The organism is Chryseobacterium shigense, assembly GCF_900156575.1.
GTDB lineage: Bacteria > Bacteroidota > Bacteroidia > Flavobacteriales > Weeksellaceae > Chryseobacterium > Chryseobacterium shigense.
Genome location: NZ_FTNY01000002.1, coordinates 102,317 through 126,240 on the forward strand (window position 1 = coordinate 102,317; position 23,924 = coordinate 126,240).

The 23,924-nt window shown below is 38.7% G+C and carries 16 protein-coding genes; 2 read left to right on the forward strand and 14 right to left on the reverse strand.

Annotation, left to right across the window (positions count from 1 at the left end):
- Positions 1 to 97 precede the first annotated feature (97 nt).
- The 3 genes from BW964_RS05940 to BW964_RS05950 form a co-directional block, all read right to left on the reverse strand.
- Positions 98 to 649: an NADPH-dependent FMN reductase gene (locus BW964_RS05940; RefSeq protein WP_076505643.1), complete on the reverse strand. Its 552-nt coding sequence runs from the start codon at positions 647 to 649 to the stop codon at positions 98 to 100.
- An 88-nt stretch (positions 650 to 737) separates the two neighbouring features.
- Positions 738 to 1,466, reverse strand: coding sequence for a pirin family protein (locus BW964_RS05945; protein ID WP_076505644.1), 729 nt, complete (start codon positions 1,464 to 1,466; stop codon positions 738 to 740).
- Between the two features lie 389 nt (positions 1,467 to 1,855).
- Positions 1,856 to 2,236: a winged helix-turn-helix transcriptional regulator gene (locus BW964_RS05950; protein WP_076506676.1), complete on the reverse strand. Its 381-nt coding sequence runs from the start codon at positions 2,234 to 2,236 to the stop codon at positions 1,856 to 1,858.
- A 92-nt stretch (positions 2,237 to 2,328) separates the two neighbouring features.
- Between BW964_RS05950 and BW964_RS05955 the strand changes: the two genes are divergently transcribed.
- On the forward strand, positions 2,329 to 2,928 hold the full coding sequence (locus BW964_RS05955) for an FMN-dependent NADH-azoreductase (protein WP_076505646.1): 600 nt from the start codon (positions 2,329 to 2,331) through the stop codon (positions 2,926 to 2,928).
- 220 nt (positions 2,929 to 3,148) lie between these two features.
- On the opposite strand, the gene BW964_RS05960 is transcribed toward BW964_RS05955, so the two are convergent.
- From BW964_RS05960 to BW964_RS05990, 7 genes are all read right to left on the reverse strand, one after another.
- On the reverse strand, positions 3,149 to 4,552 hold the full coding sequence (locus tag BW964_RS05960) for an MFS transporter (RefSeq protein ID WP_076505648.1): 1,404 nt from the start codon (positions 4,550 to 4,552) through the stop codon (positions 3,149 to 3,151).
- On the reverse strand, positions 4,552 to 5,076 hold the full coding sequence (locus tag BW964_RS05965; RefSeq protein WP_076505650.1) for a nuclear transport factor 2 family protein: 525 nt from the start codon (positions 5,074 to 5,076) through the stop codon (positions 4,552 to 4,554). Before BW964_RS05965 ends, BW964_RS05960 begins: the two co-directional genes overlap by 1 nt.
- 12 nt (positions 5,077 to 5,088) lie before the next feature.
- The gene (locus tag BW964_RS05970) at positions 5,089 to 6,951 is read right to left on the reverse strand and encodes a glycoside hydrolase family 13 protein (protein ID WP_076505652.1); all 1,863 of its coding nucleotides are present in this window, start codon (positions 6,949 to 6,951) and stop codon (positions 5,089 to 5,091) included.
- Between the two features lie 134 nt (positions 6,952 to 7,085).
- Positions 7,086 to 9,242 (reverse strand): glycoside hydrolase family 97 protein, encoded by a 2,157-nt coding sequence (locus BW964_RS05975; protein ID WP_076505654.1) that lies wholly within the window; start codon positions 9,240 to 9,242, stop codon positions 7,086 to 7,088.
- Between the two features lie 75 nt (positions 9,243 to 9,317).
- A complete protein-coding gene (locus BW964_RS05980) occupies positions 9,318 to 10,433 on the reverse strand; it encodes a SusE domain-containing protein (protein ID WP_076505656.1) in 1,116 nt (371 codons plus the stop codon).
- An 11-nt stretch (positions 10,434 to 10,444) separates the two neighbouring features.
- Positions 10,445 to 12,058, reverse strand: coding sequence for a RagB/SusD family nutrient uptake outer membrane protein (locus BW964_RS05985; RefSeq protein ID WP_076505658.1), 1,614 nt, complete (start codon positions 12,056 to 12,058; stop codon positions 10,445 to 10,447).
- A 12-nt stretch (positions 12,059 to 12,070) separates the two neighbouring features.
- Positions 12,071 to 14,785, reverse strand: coding sequence for a SusC/RagA family TonB-linked outer membrane protein (locus tag BW964_RS05990; RefSeq protein WP_076505660.1), 2,715 nt, complete (start codon positions 14,783 to 14,785; stop codon positions 12,071 to 12,073).
- A gap of 329 nt (positions 14,786 to 15,114) precedes the next feature.
- Here BW964_RS05990 and metG point away from each other — a divergent pair, with 329 nt between their 5' ends.
- Complete coding sequence (gene metG / locus BW964_RS05995; RefSeq protein ID WP_076505662.1) at positions 15,115 to 17,151, forward strand: methionine--tRNA ligase; 2,037 nt, start codon at positions 15,115 to 15,117, stop codon at positions 17,149 to 17,151.
- A gap of 229 nt (positions 17,152 to 17,380) precedes the next feature.
- Here metG and BW964_RS06000 read toward each other — a convergent pair whose 3' ends face one another.
- From BW964_RS06000 to BW964_RS06015, 4 genes are all read right to left on the reverse strand, one after another.
- Positions 17,381 to 18,085, reverse strand: a complete 705-nt coding sequence (locus tag BW964_RS06000; protein WP_076505664.1) for a class I SAM-dependent methyltransferase — start codon at positions 18,083 to 18,085, stop codon at positions 17,381 to 17,383.
- Positions 18,086 to 18,415: 330 nt separating this feature from the next.
- Positions 18,416 to 19,228: a siderophore-interacting protein gene (locus tag BW964_RS06005; protein ID WP_076505666.1), complete on the reverse strand. Its 813-nt coding sequence runs from the start codon at positions 19,226 to 19,228 to the stop codon at positions 18,416 to 18,418.
- 104 nt (positions 19,229 to 19,332) lie between these two features.
- Positions 19,333 to 21,543 (reverse strand): TonB-dependent receptor, encoded by a 2,211-nt coding sequence (locus tag BW964_RS06010; protein WP_076505667.1) that lies wholly within the window; start codon positions 21,541 to 21,543, stop codon positions 19,333 to 19,335.
- A 660-nt stretch (positions 21,544 to 22,203) separates the two neighbouring features.
- A complete protein-coding gene (locus BW964_RS06015) occupies positions 22,204 to 23,796 on the reverse strand; it encodes an MFS transporter (protein WP_076505669.1) in 1,593 nt (530 codons plus the stop codon).
- Between the last annotated feature and the right edge of the window lie 128 nt (positions 23,797 to 23,924).

Genomic DNA, 23,924 nt, shown 5'->3' on the forward strand with positions numbered 1-23,924 from the left:
AGTTTTCCCTTTCTCTGAGAAACATTCTTTAAAAGTGGTCTGAATTTTCATCTTTTTCTTTTTGCAAAAATAGTAATTTTAAATTAATATTCAAACTCTATTTTTCAAGGAGGGTTTCAATGGCTGCAATCTTCTTGATTTTATCTTTTAATTCGCTGTCTTTCTCATCATTGGAAATCTTTTGTGCCGCTTTATCAAAGTTGTCATTAAAGAAAGGAAGTGAGAAAGTTTCTACAATATTTCCACCATGGGAAGGAAAACGCTTCGATGCAGCTTCTAAAACTCCCGCTCCGCCTCTGCCTCCCGGAGAGGTTGACATCAATAACATGGGCACCTGATTAAATACCGTTCTGTCTTTAATTCTGGATACCCAATCGAACACATTTTTGAATGCTGTAGAATAAGTTCCGTTGTGCTCAGGCAATGATACCAAAAGAAGATCAGCTCCATCAATTTTTGAGGCAAAATCTTTTGCTTCCTGAGGAACACCTCCTGCCAATTCTCTTTCGTGCTTATAGATGGGCATTTCGAAAGGGTTTAAATCTATTACTTCTACTTCTTCATGGTCAAACAGAGATGATGCATAGGCTACTAACTGTCTGTTCATTGAAGCATCTGAATTGCTTCCTGCTATTGCTAAAACTTTCATTATTGTTTATCTGTTTAATGTATTTTGATTATTAATAAGTCTTTATTTTTACCCAAAGATCGCAAAGATTTTCAAAATCTGTATTTTATTATTTTAAATAATCCGGAAGCTCCATTGGCACTTCCATTAATAAGATTTCAGCATCATCTACTGCTTCAATATTAAAACTCTGCGTGTCCCAGATTCCCAATCCGTCTCTTTCATTCAAAACCCGGTCTCCTACTTTGGCGCTTCCTTTTAAAACGAAGGCATAAACTCCATTTCCTTTTTTGTTCAGCATATAATTTTTGCCGTTTCCTGCTTTGAAATTAGCCAGATTAAACCATGCATCCTGATGGATCCAAACTCCGTCATCATTTTTATTGGGAGACAAAATCTGCTGGAATCCATTGATTTTCTCCCCTTCTTTGATGCTTTTCTGATCATATCTCGGTTCCACATTCACTTCTTTAGGGAAAACCCAGATCTGCAGAAATTTCACTGCTTCGTCTTTATTTTTATTGTACTCGCTGTGCATCACTCCGGTTCCGGCGCTCATGACCTGGATCTCTCCTTTTTTGATAACGGCAGTAGTTCCCATTGAGTCTTTATGTTCCAAATCTCCTTCCAAAGGAATTGATATAATTTCCATGTCCCTGTGCGGGTGTGTTCCAAATCCCATTCCCTGTGAAACGGTATCGTCGTTCAATACTCTTAAAACACCAAAATTCATTCTGTCTTTGTTTTGATAGTTGGCAAAACTGAAGGTGTGGTAGCTATTTAGCCAGCCGTGATCTGCGTGGCCTCTTGAATCTGCTTTATGATATACTGTTTTCATACTGTGATTATTTTATGGTACAAATGTAGGATATAGAGGTGTTTGAAAGTGTTGATGTAGGTTAAGAAAGGATTTTAGGCTGTTTTTTGGTTAAACGCAAAGGCGCAAGATTATTACTCTCCGGATATTTAAGGCGCGAGGATTTTATCAAAGATAAAATTGATTGGGGATATTGATTAGTTTTGATATGTGATTTCATGTGCTCTGATCTGGTGGAATTTTAAGTTTTGGCAAAAGCCTTTATTGATATGCTTAATTTGAAAGCGGGCTAAAGCCCGCTCCTATTGAATTTTATATTCAAATTAATCCCTATTTATTCCTGTAATGTATTATTTTTTATCTCGCGCGGATTTTGCGGATTGAGCAGATTTCTCAATGGTAATGAGCATTTATTTAGCTTTTTCGGGGGTTTCAGTTTCCGTGGGAATTCCGAAGATGTGTTTACGGTGGTTTTCGCCCCAATCTTTTAAAGATTCTACTACAGGATGTAAGGTACCGGTATAGTTCGTCGGATGGTATTCTATGCTTACCGGATAGGTATCTTTAACAATTCTTTCTACTAAACCATTTTGTTCCAGTTCTTTTAATTCTTTGGCTAAAACTTTTGATGTCAGTTTAGGAATACTTCTTTCAATTTCCGTAAAACGTTTATTGCCTGCATTCAAAGAAATGATAATCTGCAATTTCCATTTCCCATTAATAACATCCAGCGTGTCCCGGACAGGTTTTAATGCCTGCATGCAATCTTTATGATTATGCTGTTTTTCCATTTTTTTCACTTTCCTTTAGGTAACTGCTATACTTTGGAAAGTAAAATTACAATAATTTTGTCATTAATAAAAACGAAAAAATTTCAAACAAAATGGCAAATATTTTAAATATTCAGAGCAGTATCAGTGGAGAAGACTCAGTAAGTAATAAACTTTCTCAAACGGTCATCCATCAATTGTTAGATAAAAATCCTGACAGTACAGTGACGGTTCGTGATCTGGCTTTAACCCCGATTCCCCATTTGGACATTCATCATTTTAATGCTTCCCGAATTCCGGACGAAGAAAAGAATGATGAACAGAAGGAAGCCTCGAAATATTCCGAGCAATCATTAAAAGAAATTCAGGAGGCTGATATCATTGTTATTGGTGTTCCTTTCTACAACTTCACTTTTCCTTCTACTTTAAAATCATGGATAGACAGTATCGCGGTAGCGGGAAAGACATTTTCTTATGCGGATGGAACACCAAAAGGCCTTTTACAAAACAAAAAACTGTATCTTAATTTTGCGGTTGGCGGCGTTTATGAAAACGGACTTATTGAGAATATGGAGCATTATTTAAGAACTCTGTTTGGATTCATTGGAATTACCGATGTGGAAGTTTTCAAATCTCAGGGAATGATGGTTCCTCAACTAAAAGAGGAGAATTTTTCAAAGGCAGTTGCAGCGATTGAAACCGCTTTGGCCTAGATCAGTGAATGGTCAGTTTTGACAATTGCTCATGAGCAATTTTATTTTAAACCATTAAGAAAAATTAAAGAGATAAGATCATTAAGTTATGGCTATATCTTTTCTTTTACCAAACATAATAAGCGGACTTTAGTCCGCTTATTATGTTTTATTGTGATCTATTATTGTAATACCTTTTGAGATATTCCATTCTCTACCTTCTAACTTCTATATCTACCTTCTAAAAATGTACTTGTTTGATCTCTCCTTCTATTTCCTTCGGTGTTTCGTCTTCTGATTTGACGAAAATCATGGTAACAACAGCTCCAATCAGCATACATACACCGCCAACAACAATATAATCAATAGCCTGATTTCCGAAGATATTGCTTACAATAGGACCACCTAACAAACCATTGATAATCTGTGGAATAACAATAAAGAAATTAAAAATTCCCATGTAAACTCCCATCTTCCTTTGTGGAATCACTTCAATAAGCATCGCATAAGGCATAGCAAGAATACTCGCCCAGGCGAATCCCAGGCCTATCATAGAAATCCATAGAAGATTAATGTCTTTAATAAAATACATGGAAATCAAACCAAATCCGCCACACAAAAGGGCCAATGCATGTGTTTGTTTCTTTCCTATTTTTTTGGCGATCGGGGTTAATAAAAACGCAAAGGGAATAGCCCAAAGATTATACATTCCGAATAGTTTGCCGGTCAGATCTCCTGCATTATTGAATGCTTTGGAATGGGTATCTTCAGGAGAAAGCCCAAAATGGTGAGTCGCTAAAGCACTTGTCGTAAATACCCACATCGTGAACAATGCAAACCACGAGAAGAACTGTACAGCACCCAAGTTTTTCATCTGTGCCGGAATGCCTGCAAAATCTTTAAAAATATCCGTGAATTTTGAAGGTTCCTGCGGGGCCTCTTTCCCGTCTTCAAAAGCTGCAAATTCCTCCGGAGAATATTCCTTAGTTGTAAAAATAGTGTACAAAATGGTCAGTAGGAGTATACTGGCTCCCACATAAAAAGAGTAGATCACGTTATCTGCTACAAATCCCTCAGGTGCTTCATTGGACACGCCTAACGAAGTCAGTATACCCGGGATATATGATCCGACTACTGCGCCTATCCCAATCAGAATGGTCTGAACAGAGAAGCCCAGGGTTCCCTGATGTTTGGGAAGCATGTCTCCTACCAAAGCCCGGAAAGGTTCCATTGCAATATTAACGGAAGCATCCATCATCGCCAGAAATAGTACAGCCAGCAATAAAGCGTTAGCAGCAAAAAGATGGGTCACGGTGGCTGCATTGGGAAGAAGCACAAGGCCAAGGGCGCAAAGGATCGCTCCAATTAAAAAATAAGGTTTTCGCCTTCCCAAAGGACTCCAGGTGTTGTCTCCCATATGCCCGATAATCGGCTGAACGATCAATCCTGTAATGGGCGCTACCAGCCAGAACCATGACAGTTCATGAACGTCAGCGCCCAAATTGGCCAGAATTCTGCTGGCGTTACCATTTTGCAGACCAAAAGCCATCTGGATTCCCAAAAACCCCATACTCATATTGATGATCTGAGGCATGGAAAGATTGGGTTTTATTCTTTGTGAAAGTGAACTGTGCGGTGGCTCCATTATTTTGCTTTTAATTCTTTAATTAAAACCTCTTCAATCGGTGTCTTTTCTGCAACTACTTTATCAACAACGTCATTGGGAACGGTTACAGAGAGTACATATTGCTTTACTTTCCAGCTACCTTTTATTTTTTCTACGACCCCTGAACCTCTGCATATTTTCATCTGGGTATCCAACAGTTCATCAAACCAGGCCAGTTTCCCATCTTTGCTGAAATAGATATTTCTTTTCAGAGCAGTGAAATTCCAGGTTTTCTTTTTGTCAAAATGCGGTTTCGCCCAAACCATGAAGGCTTTTTTATCCCAGACTTCGGTGGCATCTGTCCCGATAAAAGTAGATTCATCTGCGAAATAATTGAAATAGGTATTGAAATCAGCCTTTGCAGCAGCAGCGTTAAATCCATCGAGCATAACTCCTATTTCTGTTTTGTTTTTTTCAAATTGAGCAGTATCAGATTGGGCATTCATTCCTGTAAAACCAAGTCCCAATAGCATCATCGTGCAGATTATTGTTATATTTTTCATTGTATAATTAATTTAGTTTTGGAGTTCAATCACCATTGGAGTTTTTGCAGGTATTGTAAGATTTTTTTCTATAGAAAATTCTTTTTCTGAAATAATGTCTTTTCCTTTGGTAACGCTGCCCAAAGATTCTGCAAAACGCTTTAAGTCTAACGTCTGGTCTTTGTCATTATTGTTGATGATGATCATTACCTTGTCCTTATCATTATCCCTGAAATAAACAAAGACTCCATCCTGAGGAACGTAATTTTTAGTTTTCCCGCTATGAATCACTTCTTTACCTTTTCTCCAGTTTAATAATTTTTGGCTAAACTGATAAAATTCCTTTTGCTGTGCCGTTTGTGATGACGGATTAAATGCATTATTTGAATCTGATTTCCATCCTCCTGGAAAATCTCTGCGGATATCTGCATCGCCACCTTTTTTCTTATCGCCTTTCATGCCTATTTCAGAACCATAATAGATCTGCGGAATACCTCTGACTGTAGAAATCATGGTCAATGCCATTTTATAGGCTTTAGGATCGGCATTGAAGATCTCATTCCATCTTTCGGTGTCGTGATTTTCAAAAAAGACCAGAAGATTATTGATATCCGGATACAGGAAATCGCTGGTAAAAACATTGTAAAGTTTGATCATTCCAGTGTCCCAGCCTTCTTTTTCTTTAAGGGCTTTCGGCATATCGGCGAAGAGCATAAAATCCATTACGGAAGGCAGGTTTGAATTGTAATTCGCTGCTTCTCCTGTTTTGGAGTTTTTCTGCCATGCAGAGATCTGTCCTGCCGTGTACAGCCATGTCTCCCCTACAATATTAAATTTGGGATATTCATCGGTAATTGCCTTTGCCCAGCTGGCCATGGCTTCTTTATCATTATATGGATAGGTATCTACACGGAGACCGCCTAATTCTGCATATTCAATCCACCAAATGGCATTCTGGGTCAGGTATTTTAAGACCAGCGGATTTTTTTGATTGATATCAGGCATCGTGGTATCAAACCAGCCATCCAGTGCATATTTTTTATCAATTTCTGAGGCGTTGGTATCAAACTGGGTGGTTGTTTTGTAGTTGGAGCGGTAAAAACCATTTTTCCCTTCGTCAAACCAGTGAATCCAGTCTTTTGAAGGCAGGTCTTTGATGATCCAGTGGGACACTCCCCAGTGATTGGTCACATAATCCATGACCAGCTTCATATTGCGTTGATTCAGTTTTTGTGAAAGTTCGCGGTATTCTTCGTTGGTTCCATATCGGCCGTCGATTTTATACAAATCTGTTTGTGCATATCCGTGGTAGGAATACACTTTTTCATTGTCTTCATTAACGGGAGTAAGCCAGACAGAAGTTGCCCCGAGGTTCTGGATATAGTCAAGGTTGTTGATAATTCCCCGAAGGTCACCACCATGTCTTCCGTTTGGTAAGCTTCGGTCTGCTTTTTCAATGAGATCCGGCCTGGAGTCATTCTTTTCATCTCCATTGGCAAAACGATCCGGCATGATTAGATACATCACATCTTTTGAGGTAAAAGATTCACGGTCGGCAGATCCGGGTGCTCTTTCTTTCAGTTCATAGGTATAGGAACCGATGCTTTTTTTTCCTTTTTTAAGATTGATTTTAAACTTCGGGACATTGATCTCATTGGTATTGACCGTAACAAATAAATAATTGGGGTTTTCAACTTTCTGAATGTTTTTTACTTTGATTCCATCTGAAAGTTCAATTTCATTATGGGCAATATCTTTTCCGTACACCAGAATCTGAAGTTCGGGATTTTTCATTCCTTTCCACCAAAAGGCGGGCTCCACCTTTTCTAAAGGTTTTGTTTGGGAAAAAGCTGTGGCAGCTGCTGAAAGCGCGAATACAACATATATTTTTTTCATGATTCGGAATCTGATTTCAATTTAATATTATATTTTAAAAAACAGGGTCAATTGGGTTCAATAAAAAATTAATGCCCCGAATCATTTTTCCTAAGACAGAATGAGCCGGGGCATAATTCATATAAATTTACCTATTAATTAACAGGTTTAACAGAAATAGCGAAACCGCCGCTTCTGGCCATTTTGAAATTCAATTTAGATTTGCTGGTGATCTGTTTTTTGTAGATGTTATAGCTTTGAGGATTATCGATGTAATCTGCATCTTTTCCATCTTCATATACTGTAATCTCATATTTTTTTCCTTTATCCAGGAAAGAGAAATCTACCGTGTAATCACGCTTGTTTTCATCTGTAATACCGCCAACGAACCAGTTGTCAGTTCCTTTGGCTTTTCTGGCCGTGATCACGTAGTCTCCCGGCTCAGCAGATAAAATTTTAGTGTCATCCCAATCTGCCGCCACATCTTTAATGAACTGGAATGCGTCCATATGTTTTTTATAGTTTTCAGGAAGGTCTGCTGCCATCTGAAGAGGCATATACATTGTTACATATAAAGCAAGCTGTTTTGCCAGTGTGGTTTTAACGAAACGTGTATCACCAGGGAAATAATAATCCAGTTTAGTCTGGAAAATTCCCGGCGTATAATCCATAGATCCACCCATCCATCTTGTGAAAGGAAGAACGGTCTGATGATCCGGCTTGTTTCCTCCAAATGCTTCATATTCGGTTCCTCTGGCGGCTTCTGCGGAAATATAATTCGGGTAGGTACGGCTTTCTCCTGTAGGACGAACTGATTCGTGGGAATTGACCATGATTTTATATTCGTTTGCTTTTTCAGCAATTCTGTAAAAATGGTTGATGGTCCATTGAGAATAATGGTGTTCCCCTCTTGGAATAATATCCCCTACATACCCTGTTTTTACGGCATCGTAGCCATATTTATTCATCAATTGGAAGGCTTTGTCTGACCATCTTTCATAATTGGTGGCAGAGCCTGACGTTTCGTGGTGCATGATTAACTTGATGCCTTTTGAATGGGCATAATCATTGAGCATTTTGATGTCAAAATCTGGATATGGAGTAATGAAATCAAAAACAAATTCTTTTGAGTGACCGAACCAGTCTTCCCAACCGATATTCCAGCCTTCGATCAGTAATCCTTTGAAACCGTTCTCAGCAGCAAAATCGATGTATTCTTTTACTTTTGTATTGTTGGCAGCGTGTTTTCCGTTCGGGGTAAGCTTTGAAAAGTCGGTTTTATCCAGGTGAACGTTTTCAGCTGTAGAATAAGCCCACTGTGATTTTCCGATGATCATTTCCCACCATACGCCCATATATTTTGTAGGGTGAATATAAGAGGTGTCGGTATATTTTGTAGGTTCATTGAGGTTAAAAATCATTTTAGACTCCATCACCTCTTCTGCTTTCGGTGACACAATAATGGTTCTCCAAGGCGTTACTGAAGGGGTTTGAATATATCCTTTCGCTCCTTGTCTGTCGGCAGTAAGATGGGTCTTGAATTTAAAATTCTGAGCATCCACTTCAAGATGGGAAGCGGGATAATCTAAAACGGCTGCTTCCGCAACATTGATATATAAAGGATCTTTGCCTTCTTTTTTAAGCATTAACGGAGACTGAACTGCATTTTTCACCAACGCCTGTGAGGCATTCGCATCGAATGCTTTGTCCCATTGTGCAGGAATTTCAGAGATTTTTGTTTCCTGATACTGGTATTCCTGAGAATCGTAATCTGCCACAATCCACCAGGCCTTCATATCGGTTGGAAAATCGATTTCAGAATCTTCTTCCCTGATCACGAAATAATTGAGGTTTTTTTGCTGTGGAAATTCATATCGGAATCCAAGGCCGTCATTAAACAGTCTGAATTTTACAACTATACTTCTGCTTGTAGAAGACTGATCCAGCGTCACTGCAAGTTCGTTGTAATGGTTGATATAATTTTTCTTTTCGCCCAGAACCGGCTGCCAGGTTTCGTTTTTGGAGTCACGTTTTTCATCTGTTTTGGTGAATCCGTTGTTCAAATCAAATTTGGCGTCATCTGCTTTGGCAATTTCAGATGCGAATTTGATGGCTGAGTCTTTAAATAATCTTAATCCTAACTTAGAATCTTCCACCACCACAGCTCCGTTATACTTCAGGTTATAATAAGGTACTCCCTGTTTCAGCTGAAAATTCATTTCAAATTTTCCATCCGGTGATTTCAAAGACTGTGCTTTCACCCCTACGAACATCATTGAGAGCAACATTGCTCCAACTGTAATTTTCTTCATAATGACTATTTATAAACTTAAAAATAGATAAAGTGCTGCGGTAAAGCAACACTTTATCAACTTAATTGGTATATTTTACAACTTTGTAACGGTTAATTTGTAATACGCTGAATTATGAAGATCCAGCTCTATTTTATAGTTTCCTGCTTCGGATACTTTATAACCCGGATCTCCTTCTACTGTATTTTCAGCATTGAAATAGGTTTGTACAGCTTTTCCTGAAACCAAAGTCTGCTCATCTTTTTTAGGCTGGAATTTCATTGCCCAATCATCATTAGCCCTGAATTTAAATACTCCGGTACTGCTCAGCATAATGGAGTTGATGACAAAGGTTTTAGAAACCGGACTGTAGACAAAATCTGTATCTGAACCCCATCCTGTAGGTGTAGCATCCCCAATTACTCCAAAATTGGCAAGCATAGAAGAATAAGTGTTGTTAGCCCAATCTACTTTCATGTAGAAGGTTCCTGCTGAAGCCGGCACAATATCCGACCCGTCCGCAACCAATTTTCCGGTTTTTGTTCCGTCATCACCTTTATTCCCCGGCCAATCCTGATTGATCGTAAATTTGTACTTACCGTTATCACCTGTTGGATTGCTAATCCAGATAAATCCTCTGTAACTGTCATTCTTTTCAGGGGAAAACAGATTAGGAGAATTAGCCGGAGTCCAGCTTGCATAACCGGCTGCCCCTGCATAGGCACCCGGAACATTGATCTTAGGATAAATAATATCCGGATTAGGGGTAAACGGTGTTATTTTAACATCTATTACATTGGAATAAAACGGAGCAGTTCCCACTGAAGTTATAAGCCTTGCTTCAATATCATTAGCTGTATCGGAAACAGCTCCAATATTAAACATGATGGTATTCAGTGCAGCGTGTGTAATTCCTCCTGAAACAGCATCTTTATCAAAATTAAAAGTCGTACTGTTCTTGAAACCCGTTCCCTTCAGCGCAAATTCTATTTGCTGTGCCGGAACAGAAGCAATGTTAAAACCTGCTTTCGTCCATGAAAATGAGATGGAGGTTTCGGCTCCTTTAAGCTCATCGAGTACCACAGCGTTTTTGTCTGCTGATACTTTTGCCGCTGTTGTTTCACTGATTACGGCACGATCCTCGTCTTTTTCACAAGAAACAGCCAACACTCCTACGAAAAGAGCTATCCATATTTTAAAAAGATTCTTCATTTTGTTGTTTTTTAATAACCAGGATTCTGAGATAAATTAGGATTTAAATTACGATACTTGTTCGGTATCGGGAAAAGTAATCTGGATTCCTGCAGATTTCCACCGCCCATACTTCCGCCTTTCCATTGCCATGTATACCCTGAGAGATATTTTCCGAAACGAATCAGATCCTGACGTCTGTATCCTTCCCAATATAGCTCTCTTGCTCTTTCGTTCAGGATAAAATCAGGTGTAAGTGCTGACTGCTGTACCGTAGGTGCAAGAGCTCTTGTTCTAAGTGCATTGATGTAGTTTAAAGCTGTTGCCAGACTTCCTTTTCCATTAACTACTGCAAGTTCAGCATACATCAAATAAGCATCTGCCATTCTGAATAGTGGAAAATCTGCATCTACAAAATTAGCATCACTTCCATTGGCACCTGTAGACGTCTTATTGGAGAATTTGGTCAGTTTTGTTCCCTGATCAAATTTCAGATAATCGGAAATGGAAGCTGGATCAGTATTTCCTGCTACTTTCATGATTCTCGGGTCTGTACTTCCGGCTGACTGCATAAATTCCTGTCTCACTCTGTATCCCTGCCATCCGAAGTCTACCCCTAAGGTTACTCCTACTTCATTGGTACAGTTGGCATGCACAAGGAATGTAGTTCCTCCATAAGTTCGTGTTCTAACCCCATCAAATGCGATAGGGAAAATGATTTCCTCCTGAGCACCATTGATATGATTATCTGCTTTAAATAAGCTAGCATAAGGAATCTGGGCTATTTTATAAGTGGAGCCAATTACTTTTTCTACTTCCGCCAGTGCTTCAGTACTTTTATCTGTACCGGTATATACTTTGGCGTTCAGATATAATTTGGCTTTCAGCATCCAGATTGCTGCTTTATCTGCTCTTCCATATTCATTCATTCTCGGAGCAGGTAATTCACCTTCTATAGCATTCAATTCATTGATTACATAATTGAACATGAAATCTCTGGTCTGCATAATGGGCTTCGTAAGCAGAGCATCATTTTCTGTAGCAAAAGGCATTTTCCCATAAATATCTATCGCGTGATAGTAGGATAAAGCTCTTAAAAACCTCACCTCAGCTCTATACGTTTTAATCTGGGCCTTTAACTCTTCTGAAACTCCTCTTGAGGCCAGCTTTTCATCGGTTGTTTCTCTTAGATATTCATTAACAAGGCTTATTTGGAAAAATACTCTTGCGAAAAAAGCTTCGTTGAAAACATTATCTGCATTCCAGTTATTGAAATTCAGATCCTTGATGGTGGGGTTATCACTTTCTCCCCAGGCAATAATAGCCTCATCTGTAGTCAATTCCTGCAGCTGCCAGTATCCTCTTAAGTATTGTGAAAAACCTTCATTCGGACCTCCGTCTTCTTCAGCACCCAAATCAGATTCTCCGTTTCCTGCCTTCTGACCTGTTACAGCCAGTCCTGCATATATTTTAGCAAGAAATTGTTTATAAGAAGCCGGATTGGCATAAAATTGTTCTGATGTATATAATTCGTCGTCGTTTACTTCAACATCCAGATCGTTTAAGCAAGATGAAGTTGTAAAAAGAAATAAACCCGCAATGGCTAAATTTCTTAATTTAAATATTTTTGTTCTGTTAAGTTTCATTGTAAAAGCGGATTAAAAATTAGCATTAATACCTAAAGTAAACATTCTGGCTCTCGGATAGATCGAATTATCAACCCCGTTATTAAAGATTTCCGGATCAAGGTTTTTGTACTTCGTAATAATAAGAACATTCTGTGCTGCACCATACACCCTTAGGGATGCATTATTTCCTATAAAATTCTTAAAGGTATATCCTACGGTAACATTGTCCAGCTTCAGGAAACTTCCGTTCTTCACATAATAATCAGACATTTTATTTGCTGTTATAAAATGTGTGGAATTGAAATCTACAGGAGCATTATTAATTGTATTGTCTACCGTGTTGTTGATATTTCCTACATGAGATCTGTCTGCAGAAATCTGATCATACACATAGTTTCCGATACTTGCTCTCCAGCCCATTGAAAAATCCCAGTTTTTGCCGATGGTCGCATTGGTCATTAGTCCCATTGTTACATCTGCCTGAGGTTTTTTGTAATTGTATTTATCCGCAGAAGTTATGGTTCCGTCCCCATTTCTGTCTACATAGGCTCCTTCTACCGGTCTTCCGTTGGAATCATAAATCTGCTGATATACCCAGAATGCGTAAGGAGAATAGCCTTCTCTGAACGTCTGTACAAAACCTCCTAAACCAACTCCTCCTTTATCAATACCATTCACTTCAAGCTGTTTTATATCTATTTTATTGTAGGATACATTATAGTTGAAGTTCAGGGTAAAATTCTCCTTCTGAATGGCTTTTACGTCCAATCCAAGATCAATGCCTTTAGACTGAAGCTTCCCTATGTTTTTAGGTCCTATAATTCTTAAGTTCTCCAAAGGTCCTTCCGGTACTATAGATAACAAATCTTTTGTATCTGCCATATAAAAGTCCAATGTACCTTTGATTCTATTTCGTAAGAATCCGAAATCCAGTCCTAGATTATATTTTAAACTTTCTTCCCATTTAAGGTTTTGATTGTATCCGTTTGCTTTGGCAATTTCATAAAATGTGTTTCCAAACTGATAGTAAAGCGTTGAGGAAACATTATACGTTTTAAAATAATCATATCTGTACACTCCAATATCCTGCTGCCCGGTTTTACCAACACTGGCTCTAAGCTTTAAATCTGAAATGGTATTGTTTCCATTTAAGAAATTTTCTTCCGAAATTTTCCATGCTGCAGCAACGCCTCCAAAGTCACCCCATCTGTTATCCTTACTGAAACGGGAAGATCCGTCTCTTCTGTAATTTATGGTAAGCAAGTACTTACTAGCAAACCCCAGGTTTAATCTTCCAAAGAAAGCCTGTAAGTTTACATCTGGCTTGGAATCAGGATTATAAAAGTTATTTTCAGGATCAAGGCTGTATAATAAGGTATTCCCTGATGCAGAACTTACTTTATGATAGTTCTGATACTCATAACCTCCCATAGCCTCCAGATTGAATTTCCCGAAAGTTTTGGTATAGTTTAACTGAACGTTTGCATTCTTGTTCAGGATACTTTCATCAGAATAGGAATCTTCTCCATAGAATCCGAATACATTTTTAACGGAATAATAGCCATTTCTTGAATATGGATTGGTGGTAACATGCCCGTCCAGTTCTTTACTGTCAAGACCTGCATTGACGATCAATCTTAAATCTGGAAGGAAATGAAATTTATAGTCCATATTGATGTTTCCGAAAAATCGTTTGAAATTCTGAACATCACTTTTATTTCTAAGCATGCTGACAGGGTTAGACACCCCTACCGGTCTGTTGGTAGCAGCAGCAATCCATTCTCTATATCCTCCATAAGGAGAATTGGCATCTAATACAGATTGTGTCGGATCATAAGAAATTGCATTTTTTATAGCATCCTCATTCCCTTTATTTTGAAAATTATAAGAATAAGTCCCTGTAATATTGAATTTAAGATGATCATCAAAGAAGCTGGGACTTAATGCAACGTTAGCTGTAGTTCTTCTGAATCTGGACGTAATCAGTAATCCTGAATTATCCATATTGTCTACGGAAAAACGTGCAGGAACTTTCCCAAACAGACTTCCTGAAACTGAAGCATTAATATCTGAAGTCACCGAAGTTCTGAAAATTTCGTCTTGCCAGTCTGTATTAGCTGTGCCCAGCAAATTAGCTTTTCCAGGGGCATACTGATTAACAATACTTCTGAATTCATCTCCTGAATACACCTTAATTTTTTTAGCCAATGTATTAACTGTCGTAAAGGCATTCAATGAGACACGAAGTTTTTTACTTCCCTTCTTAGTTGTAATCAGGATAACCCCATTAGAACCTCTTGAACCATAAATAGCAGTAGATGCTGCATCTTTCAGAATAGAAAAAGACTCAATATCATTTGGATTAATGGTAGACAATGAAACTCCGTCGAGCGGTAAACCATCTACAACCAGCAATGGATCATTACTGGCATTCAGAGATGATCCTCCCCTGATTCTGATTGTAGCTTCACTTCCTGGTGTACCTGATTGGGTGATCGTTAAACCGGCAGATCTACCGTTGATAAGACCTTCGGCCGTAGTTACAGCCCCTTTGTTAAAGTCTGCAGTAGACAAAGCAGTGATGGAACCTGTTAAATCAGATTTCTTCTGCTTCCCATATCCAATCAATACAACCTCCTCGATTTTTTTCTCTTTGGTTGTAGAGTCTTGGGTCTGTGCATGTATCATTGAGCCTGCCAATAGAAAAGCAGGTGCAATTTTTAATACCGTTGTAAAATTTTTCACAATATCGTTTTTTTAGTTTCGTTTTTTAAGTAAAGCTGTCTGGTCAGCATTGCAATTTATAAAAAAAATATAATTATCATAATATTATCAAAAATTAAGATAATTTTCCGTAAATTGCTTGTCTGTAAAATATTAAAACCCTGTTTTACAGAAGATTGTATTACTATATGCAAAACATAGCATCCGTAAAACTTAACAATAAGTTAAACATTTGTTTAACTAAATATAATATTAAAGGGTTTCCGGAGATCAAAAAATTTATTAAACAGGAAGCTTACAGCATTTTCGGCAGATAATCCTTATCTTTGCCGTTAAAAATTTACTATAAAATGTCAAACAGAAAGATGATTACGGCAGCTTTGCCTTATGCAAACGGACCGGTTCATATAGGACATTTGGCAGGTGTATATATTCCTGCGGATGTCTACGCAAGATTTCAAAGAAGATTAGGAAAAGATGTAGCGTTTATCTGCGGGTCGGATGAGCACGGAATCCCTATTACCATCAGAGCAAAAAAAGAGGGAGTAACTCCACAGGATATCGTAGATAAGTACCACGAGATCATTAAAAAATCTTTTTCGGACCTTGGAATTTCATTTGATGAATATTCAAGAACGACTTCTAAAAAGCATTATGAAACAAGTCAGGATTTCTTTAAAGTTCTTTATGAAAAAGGGAAATTCACGGAAGAAGTTTCAGAGCAGTATTTTGATGAGCAAGCCGGAGAATTCCTGGCAGACCGATACATTGTTGGGACTTGTCCGAACTGTGGCAATGAAAATGCTTATGGAGACCAGTGTGAAAAGTGCGGATCTACTCTGTCACCTTCAGAGCTGATCAATCCAAAATCGATGTTAAGCGGAAACGTTCCGATCCTGAAAGATACCAAAAACTGGTACCTTCCTTTAAATGAATATGAAGATTTCTTAAACGAGTGGATCATAGAAGGTCATAAGGATGACTGGAAACCTAATGTATACGGACAGGTTAAATCATGGTTAAATGACGGTCTTAAGCCACGTGCTATGACGAGAGACCTGAACTGGGGAGTTCCTGTTCCGCTTCCGAATGCAGAGGGGAAAGTACTTTATGTTTGGTTTGATGCTCCAATTGGCTATATTTCTTTCACTCAGGAATGGGCAGAGAAAAACGGAAAAGACTGGAAAGATTACTGGCAGAGTGAAAGCAGCGACCTTGTTCATTTCATCGGAAAGGATAATATTGTATTCCACTGTATTATTTTCCCTGCGATGATGAAGGCTCACGGAGACTATATCATGCCGAAAAATGTTCCTGCCTTTGAATTCTTAAACCTTGAAAATGATAAGATCTCAACGTCAAGAAACTGGGCGGTTTGGGCGCACGAATATGTGGAAGAATTCCCGGGACAACAGGATGTTTTAAGATATGCGCTTCTTTCATCGGCTCCGGAAACAAAAGATAATAATTTTACATGGAAAGATTTCCAGACTAAAAATAATTCTGAATTAGTAAACAAATTTGGAAATTTCATTAATAGAGTTATCTCTTTCACAACCAACAATTTCGAAGGAAAAGTTCCCAATGGGACTTTAGACGACGAAAGTAAAAATGCTATTAAAACGGCGGTTGAAGACGTTAATAACTATTTGGAAAAATATGAATTCAGAAATGCATTGAATGCGTTTATGGCATTAGTAGATTATGGAAATCTATATCTACAAAATGCAGAACCTTGGAAAACAATAAAAGAGGACCGTAATAAAGCTGGTCAGGCATTATTTGTGGGAGCACAAATTGCAGCAGTTGTAGCTCAGCTATGCGAACCTTTTATGCCATTCTCCGCTGAAAAATTATTCGGATATTTTAATATTGAGAAGAAGAATTGGAGCGAAATACAAAATACTGAAATCCATATTGAAGTTGGTCATGAAATAGAAAATGCACCATTATTATTCAATAAAATTGAAGATAGCGTGATCGAAGCTCAGATTGAAAAGCTTGAACAAACGAAACAAAACAATAAAAAAACAAACCCTAACGCTAACCCTATGAAAGAAGAAATTTCTTTTGATGATTTTACGAAAATAGACCTTAGAACTGCCACCATTTTAGAAGCTGAAAAAGTTGAAAAAGCGGATAAATTACTGAAGTTTAAAGTAGATACCGGGGTTGATATCAGAACTGTGGTTTCAGGGGTTGCAGAAAGCTTCACACCGGAAGAACTGATTGGAAAACAGGTGATGATCTTACTGAACCTTGCTCCGAGAAAAATCAGAGGAATTGAATCTCAGGGAATGTTCTTATTAACAACAAAACCAGACGGAAAACTGTCTTTCGTAACACCGGATGACAGCAATGTAGAAAATGGTATTGAGATAGGATAATCTATATTGTAAGATAAAGCAAAAGACACATGATTTTTCATGTGTCTTTTTTATTTTGTTTCTGTCATTGCAAGTGCTGGGAAGCAATCTCTCAACTAAAGCTTAAACTTAATGATCTTAAAAACTTCATTTTAATCTTAATGGTTTAAAAAGAGTACCCATTAAGAAAGAGTTTAGTGATTAAGAATATTAAGATTGATTCGATACGCCCGCAATGACGAAAGAATCTTTACTTCTTGGTCAGTTTTGCCAGGTAAGAATCTTCATCCTGCATTACTTTTTCTATGGTAAATCCATTATTTTCTGCCGCATTTTTCAACGTGGTAAAATCAAGATAAAGCCATTTGATAGGATCTTCAGATTCTCCTTTATAATGAACGATGTAATCCAATTCGCCATAATAGCCACCTGCCGGAATATAAACGCCTCCGTCTTCATCACGGTCAAACATGTACAGAATATCTGTACTGTCGATAAGAATTTGTCCGCCGTCATTCACTAAAGCATGCAGTTTGTTGAGATAGGGGTCAATTTTTTCAAGGCTTTCAAAAACTCCCGTTCCGTTCATCAGAAGCAGAATCGTATCAAAGGGATCTGCAGAAAAATCCAGCATATTTTCACATACTGCTTTTTTGATTCCTCTCAGCTTACAGACCTCAGTAGATTTTGGTGAAATATCCAGTGCCAAAACATCAAGATTTCTTTCATTCTGAAGGTACAAAGCATGGGAACCCGCGCCAGCACCAATGTCCAGCACTCTTCCCTGAGCAAGTTCAAGTGCTTTTTGCTCAATATCATTCATATCTTCAAAATCTCTGAAAAGATAGTCTACCGGAAGCTCATCCAGTTCTGATATTGAAGTTTCCGTCTGCAGATCTTCAGGATTTTCGTTGTGAAAATAATCCCAGATTGCTTTACCCATTAAATCTTTCATTGCTGTCTTTAAAAGTGGCAAAGATAAGGGTTTCGGGTGCTGATTGCAAGTTTCAGGGTTCGATATACGGAGTTTGAGTGACAGCGTTTTTAGTTGTCAGCTGTTGGTTTGTAGTGATTAAATCAATCAATAAACGTCCCATATCTGACAACTATACCTGATGTCTCACTTCTGGAATCCTTCATCTGCGTCTTGGCTATTGATACAACATTCACTTGCGAAGCAAAATTCACCATTGACATCCATATCGTATAAAAGTCCAAATCTAAGACTCCAGTTTTAAACTGCGAAATCCATAATCCCTTTTATCTAAAATCCCCTATCTGCAACCTACCCCATCGAATCTTTCTCCTGATGTCTATCCTTTTCCGATTCATTTTCCGCTACGCCCGCTTTCCAGTAAGAGTAGGCATTGAGCTCCTGAGCAGTCCAGTTTTTTTCTTTTCTGAGGTAGGTGCGGATTTCTTTGACGCTTGAAAACTCAGCTGCCACATATCCGAATTTAGTGGTGTCGGGGATAGCAATACTTTTTACAGTATCTGCCATTTCACTGCTGATATGGGGTGTTGCATTATGAAGCCACCTTAATTCAATATCAGCTTTAGTTTGAAGAACCTGTTCGTCCTGTTTTCCGTGAACCTCGATGATGCAGACTCCTTTTGCTGTTTCCGGAAGGGCTTCGAGCATGGCACCCAATACCGGAATTGCTGTGGCATCACCAGCAAACAGATACCATTCAACTTCGGGATACATTTCTTTGGCCTGCGTACGCATCATGATCCCTAATTTGGAACCTGCTCCGGATTCTCTGGCCCATTTTGATGCAGGACCGCCATCACCGTGGTCTACAAAATCTATGATCAGCTCATTCTTTTCAAGATCAATTCCCCTGTGGGTATAGGTTCTTACGGCAGGAGCTATTTCTTTTGGAGGATATACCCATTGACGGTTTTCATCCAGAGTGGGAAAATGGACCTCATCCAAGCCCAAAGGGGGAACGGCAATCTTATTATTATCACCGATCGTAGTGTTTTTAAATAAATGAGCTTCAGGAGAATACAAATATACTCTGATATAATGATCGGTGATATATTCCTTTCTCGTCAGTTCCGCGACAATGCGGCCGGTTTGATGGGTTGCCATAACTAAATTTTTAAAGTTAAAATCCGGCCTCTGTTGATGCTTAGAAGCCGGATCTGTTATGATGATATGAATTTAAACGAAGCTGAAGGCTTTAGTTTACATTTCTAAAAATCAAAGGTATAAGACAGATTAAATGTTCTTCCTCTTCCTTTATAGCTGAATAATTCCGGAAGTCCGTAGGTAGAGTATAAAACCTGAGAACGCTTGCTCCAGATGGTTTGATAATCTGTGTTGAAAATATTCTGAACACCAAGATTGAATTTACCCCAGTCGAAACGGTATCCCACCATTAAATCTGAAGTATTGTAACCGTCAATCTCATTTTTAAGATCATCTGTCAGCTTGAAATTCTGTAAAGACTGGAATCTGAATGACCAGCTTTTTACATTATATCCGATATAGGTTACCAATTTTGAGGGAGACGCATTATAGATCTCCTGCTTCTGCCATTCCCCTTTATTGTCAACTTCTGATTTGATCAGCAGTCCGCTGGCTCCAAAATACACGCCATTGCTCATGGAGTAAGAAATCTCAGCTTCAATTCCCATATTTCTCAACTTAAGATCATTCACAAGGATCTGGAAGGTTTTTCTGTCAACGGTGATCGTTTTATCCGAAGTGCTCAGGAAACCCGCAATCTGGCCTCTCAGTCCACCTTTGTTGATACGGTAGCCCACTTCAAACTGGTTGGTTTTGATCGCCTGAAGCGGCTGTTCTTTAACATTAATACTTGAAGTGACATCCCAGTGGGTTCCGGTCAGTTTATAAACACCGATCCCATAGTATTTTGAAGGATCAGCTAAACTTACCCCCTGAGAGAATGTTCCCCATGCCTGATGCTGTTCATTGAATTTATACAGTAAACCGGCATTGGCCAATGTCACATTGTAAAAGCTTTCTCCGCCAGGAATAGCAGATGCGGAATTTCCATACCCCATAGCAACCTGAGTCTGCTGTACCGAACCTACAAAATCATCCACTTTTACATTGATATTCTGGTAACGGATTCCTGCATTTACCTGAAGTTTGGGCAAGAGGTCATATTTAGCCTGAACATAGCCTGCATAACTTTGAGAGTGATTGGTAGGATATCTTCCGAGACTGTATTTTGTTTCGTTGACCAAACCTCCACTCGACATCGTTTTAGAAATATCGTACACTGACTGGTTTCCTTCAAATTTCTCAAGATCAACATCAACTCCGTACGTCACATTCAGGCTTCTCCATGATTTTGACAATAGAGCTTTCAACCCTGAATAATAGGTATCCTGCTGTGAAGAAGACATATAAGCCATACTTCCGCCCGGTAAAGCAACATTCCCGGGAAAAGGATAAAATCCGAGTTTCTCTCCTCTGGTAGCAAATTGTACATACAAATCCTGACCACCCAGAATATTATTTCCGTTATAAGCAACGGTTCCCATAAAGCGTTCTGTTCCTATATTTTTATCGGATGAGAAACCGTCACGCATTTTCAGAAGTCCTGCATTTTTTGTCGTAAAAGCACTTAAATTCTGGCCTAAATAAAGACTTCTGTCACCATTAAACTTAGAATTGTAATACTGCAATGAAGCGGTGATCTTATGCTTATTATTAAATTTATACCCTCCCGTAGCCAAAACATCAATGGATTGATTGTACTGAAGGTCCGTTTGGGTAATATCCGTTAAAACCTGCTGTTCATCAGCTCCATAGACTCCTCCATTTTGCTGGTAGGCAACGCCCAATCTTCCGAAAAATTGTTCCCCTTTTGCAGCAATAGCCTGCGCAGCACGGAAATCATGGTCGTCTTTTCCCATGAATCCGGTTCTAACCCCAAGTTCAGTTTCTCCACTGATCCCCTTTTTAGAAGGTATCTTGGTAATAATATTAATGATTCCACCAGTAGCATTTCCACCATAAATAGAACTGGCACCGGAGAGCACCTCGATTCTTTCGATATTAAAAGGATCGATAGCGTCCAGCTGACGGCTGATGCTGCGAATACTGTTCAATGAAACTCCATCTATCATCACCAAAGCAGAACGGCCTCTCATATTCTGTCCATAATTGGTTCTTCCCTGTGGACCGATGTCCATACTCGGAATAAGAATAGAAAGCATTTCTTTGATAGGAACTCCACTTTTCGCCTGTTCCTGGATTTTTTCCTTCTGAACTACCCAGACCGTTCCAGGAATATCGGAAATCTTTGTTGGTTTTCTGGAGGCCACGATCACTACATCATCAATACCTTTAGAGGCTATAGAATCATTCGCTGTCTGGGAAAATACAATCCCGGAAGCCAACAGACCTATGAATGCATACTGCTTTTTCATTCTTTTTACTTCAGTTTTATAATCCGTCAAATTTAATTTTTATTGCGTCTAAATAAAAACAACAAGATATGAAATTATTCATATTTCATTAAAAAAGACCTGAATCCGGAATAAGACATTTGTTTTTGTAATGATTCAGAATGTTTAAAGAATACATTTTAGCCCCTAATAACGTTTCTGAATGAGGGTTTCGTAGTTCAAACGAGCGACTGCCTTTTACATCTATACAATCTATCAATTTCAAAACTTGCGCGTGAGATAAGCATTTTTTTTAATGCATAGGTTTACAGTAATTATGCATAGTTTAAAGGTTGCAAAGACGGAATCGATCTCTGATCGATTCGATTAAGTAGATGTTTTATGCCAATAGCTTCATCAGTGACGCAGTCAGACTCTTTGCTTTCCTCAAAGCTGAACGTTAATAAAATGAAGCTTTGCGTTAAAAAAGCTTATATCTTCCTCAAGCTTTACAGGTGATCACCTATGTTTCCAAGTCCCAAATTCCGCACCTCTTAACTAATAACTCATCCTTTAAAACTCATAACCCACTTTGCTTAACCCGAGCTCAGATTAAAAAGGCCTATTTATCTGTAGCTATAAAAACGTAAGATCCCGGACTTCGCAAAGCCAAGGATCTTACTCATGAAAAACAAGGTATCGTTACATCGCAGGCCCGGCTGCGTCTTTTATTTCTTCTGCTAATTTTTTTCTTTCCCGAAGTCTTCTTCTGGCAATCACAGATTTACCTCCCAGAACTCTGATGAATCTCAGATACTGGAATCTTTCTCTTCCAAAATGGTGGGTCATTACATACATCAGGACGCCAAACCCCACCAAAATAATATAGCCAAAAATCTTTTTGCCGGATATAATAATGGCATTGAGCTGAAGTGTTTTCATATTGGCCGATAACGTTTGAGGACTAACCGTCATTCCATCAATATACACGGCCAGATCCCCTACTGCCGTAATCTGAAAACGGTACTGAAACCATGAATACAAGGCTGAAAAGAATCCTACAGCAAGAAAAGTCCGCCATACCAAAACCAGTCCGATTGCCGCCAGCATATCATCCATCTCAAGTTTATCCAGGGTATAAAACCACACTGAAATGAACAAGGAGCACATTCCGTATCCTTTTAAAAACAAGGGAAGGTACCAGTTCTCATAATTGAATTCTAAAACCATTGAAAAGTACATAATCAATGCATATCCCATCATCGCCGAAAACCCCGAGAAGATGTAAATTTTCAATGGTATTTCTTTTTTAAACCAAATTACGGCAATCCCTCCTGCCAGAATAATTCCAGGGACCATAAGCAGATTCAACCCTGCATTGGTCAGCTGATCATACCCAAGAACTCCTACGGCAAAGGTATTCTGAAGTGAAGTTGTTCCTAAAAACATTCCCAGCCATAAAAGCATAAACAGTCCATGCTGTACATTATTTTTTGTAAATATCTTAAATGACAAATAAGGTCTTTTTAAGGTGAACTGACGAACTACCAGCAAGGCAAAGCTTACAAAAGCAGCGATACTCGCATTCATAATATTCTTTGAATTCCACCAATCCTGCTGCTTCCCGAAAGAAAAAACATAGGCAGAAAACATAAACGTAGAAACGAAAAACATAATGCTCATCCAGTCGATATAATGCAGCGGAACTTTTAAAGCAAAGTATTTGTCATGCATAAAAATCCAGTGTATCAGGGCCAGAATGAAACATAACACTGCCGCAATCAGGTAAAATTGCTGCCAGTTATAATGAATAGAAACAACCACTGCATAATAAGCCGCTACCTGATTCATCACCAAAACAAAGGTGTAAAAGAGGCCGTAAAACATTCCTCTGTTCCCGATCATCATCATTAACGGAAGAAACAGCTCTATCGTTACCATCATCTTTAGAAACCCGATAAACAGGGCTGTAAATACGAAGACCATAGGTTGCATCGTGGTTCCATTGATATAGCTCAACAAACCAAGAAGCGCAAGAAGTACCGTCATTTTATCCCGTACTTTGAAGCGCATCTTCATTCTGAGAACGATGGGCATACAGGCCCCCATTCCTATTGTGGTCGCATAGTTGGCCCACATAAAATATTCTGTCATGGCTCCTGTCCCACTCACCAGATAACTGATGTTTCCGGTATAGACCCCTCCAAGCGGCATCACCACTGCCAATAGCAGCACAATGAGCAGCATCTGTATGGGTTTGGGCACCCAGTCACTATATAGTCCTTTGTTGTACATGTTGTTGAGATACTAGATTTTAGATAAGATTTCAGATATTAGATTTCAGATACTAGATACTAGATGCCAGATGCCAGATAACAACTCCGTCTTCAAATCGTCATTCAGCATCCAATGTCTGAAATCTG

Coding starts and splice junctions, on each gene's coding strand:
- BW964_RS05940 (WP_076505643.1), bottom strand. CDS start 649: ATGAAAGTTTTAGCAATAGCAGGAAGCAATTCAGATGCTTCAATGAAC.
- BW964_RS05945 (WP_076505644.1), bottom strand. CDS start 1,466: ATGAAAACAGTATATCATAAAGCAGATTCAAGAGGCCACGCAGATCAC.
- BW964_RS05950 (WP_076506676.1), bottom strand. CDS start 2,236: ATGGAAAAACAGCATAATCATAAAGATTGCATGCAGGCATTAAAACCT.
- BW964_RS05955 (WP_076505646.1), top strand. CDS start 2,329: ATGGCAAATATTTTAAATATTCAGAGCAGTATCAGTGGAGAAGACTCA.
- BW964_RS05960 (WP_076505648.1), bottom strand. CDS start 4,552: ATGGAGCCACCGCACAGTTCACTTTCACAAAGAATAAAACCCAATCTT.
- BW964_RS05965 (WP_076505650.1), bottom strand. CDS start 5,076: ATGAAAAATATAACAATAATCTGCACGATGATGCTATTGGGACTTGGT.
- BW964_RS05970 (WP_076505652.1), bottom strand. CDS start 6,951: ATGAAAAAAATATATGTTGTATTCGCGCTTTCAGCAGCTGCCACAGCT.
- BW964_RS05975 (WP_076505654.1), bottom strand. CDS start 9,242: ATGAAGAAAATTACAGTTGGAGCAATGTTGCTCTCAATGATGTTCGTA.
- BW964_RS05980 (WP_076505656.1), bottom strand. CDS start 10,433: ATGAAGAATCTTTTTAAAATATGGATAGCTCTTTTCGTAGGAGTGTTG.
- BW964_RS05985 (WP_076505658.1), bottom strand. CDS start 12,058: ATGAAACTTAACAGAACAAAAATATTTAAATTAAGAAATTTAGCCATT.
- metG (WP_076505662.1), top strand. CDS start 15,115: ATGTCAAACAGAAAGATGATTACGGCAGCTTTGCCTTATGCAAACGGA.
- BW964_RS06000 (WP_076505664.1), bottom strand. CDS start 18,085: ATGAAAGATTTAATGGGTAAAGCAATCTGGGATTATTTTCACAACGAA.
- BW964_RS06005 (WP_076505666.1), bottom strand. CDS start 19,228: ATGGCAACCCATCAAACCGGCCGCATTGTCGCGGAACTGACGAGAAAG.
- BW964_RS06010 (WP_076505667.1), bottom strand. CDS start 21,543: ATGAAAAAGCAGTATGCATTCATAGGTCTGTTGGCTTCCGGGATTGTA.
- BW964_RS06015 (WP_076505669.1), bottom strand. CDS start 23,796: ATGTACAACAAAGGACTATATAGTGACTGGGTGCCCAAACCCATACAG.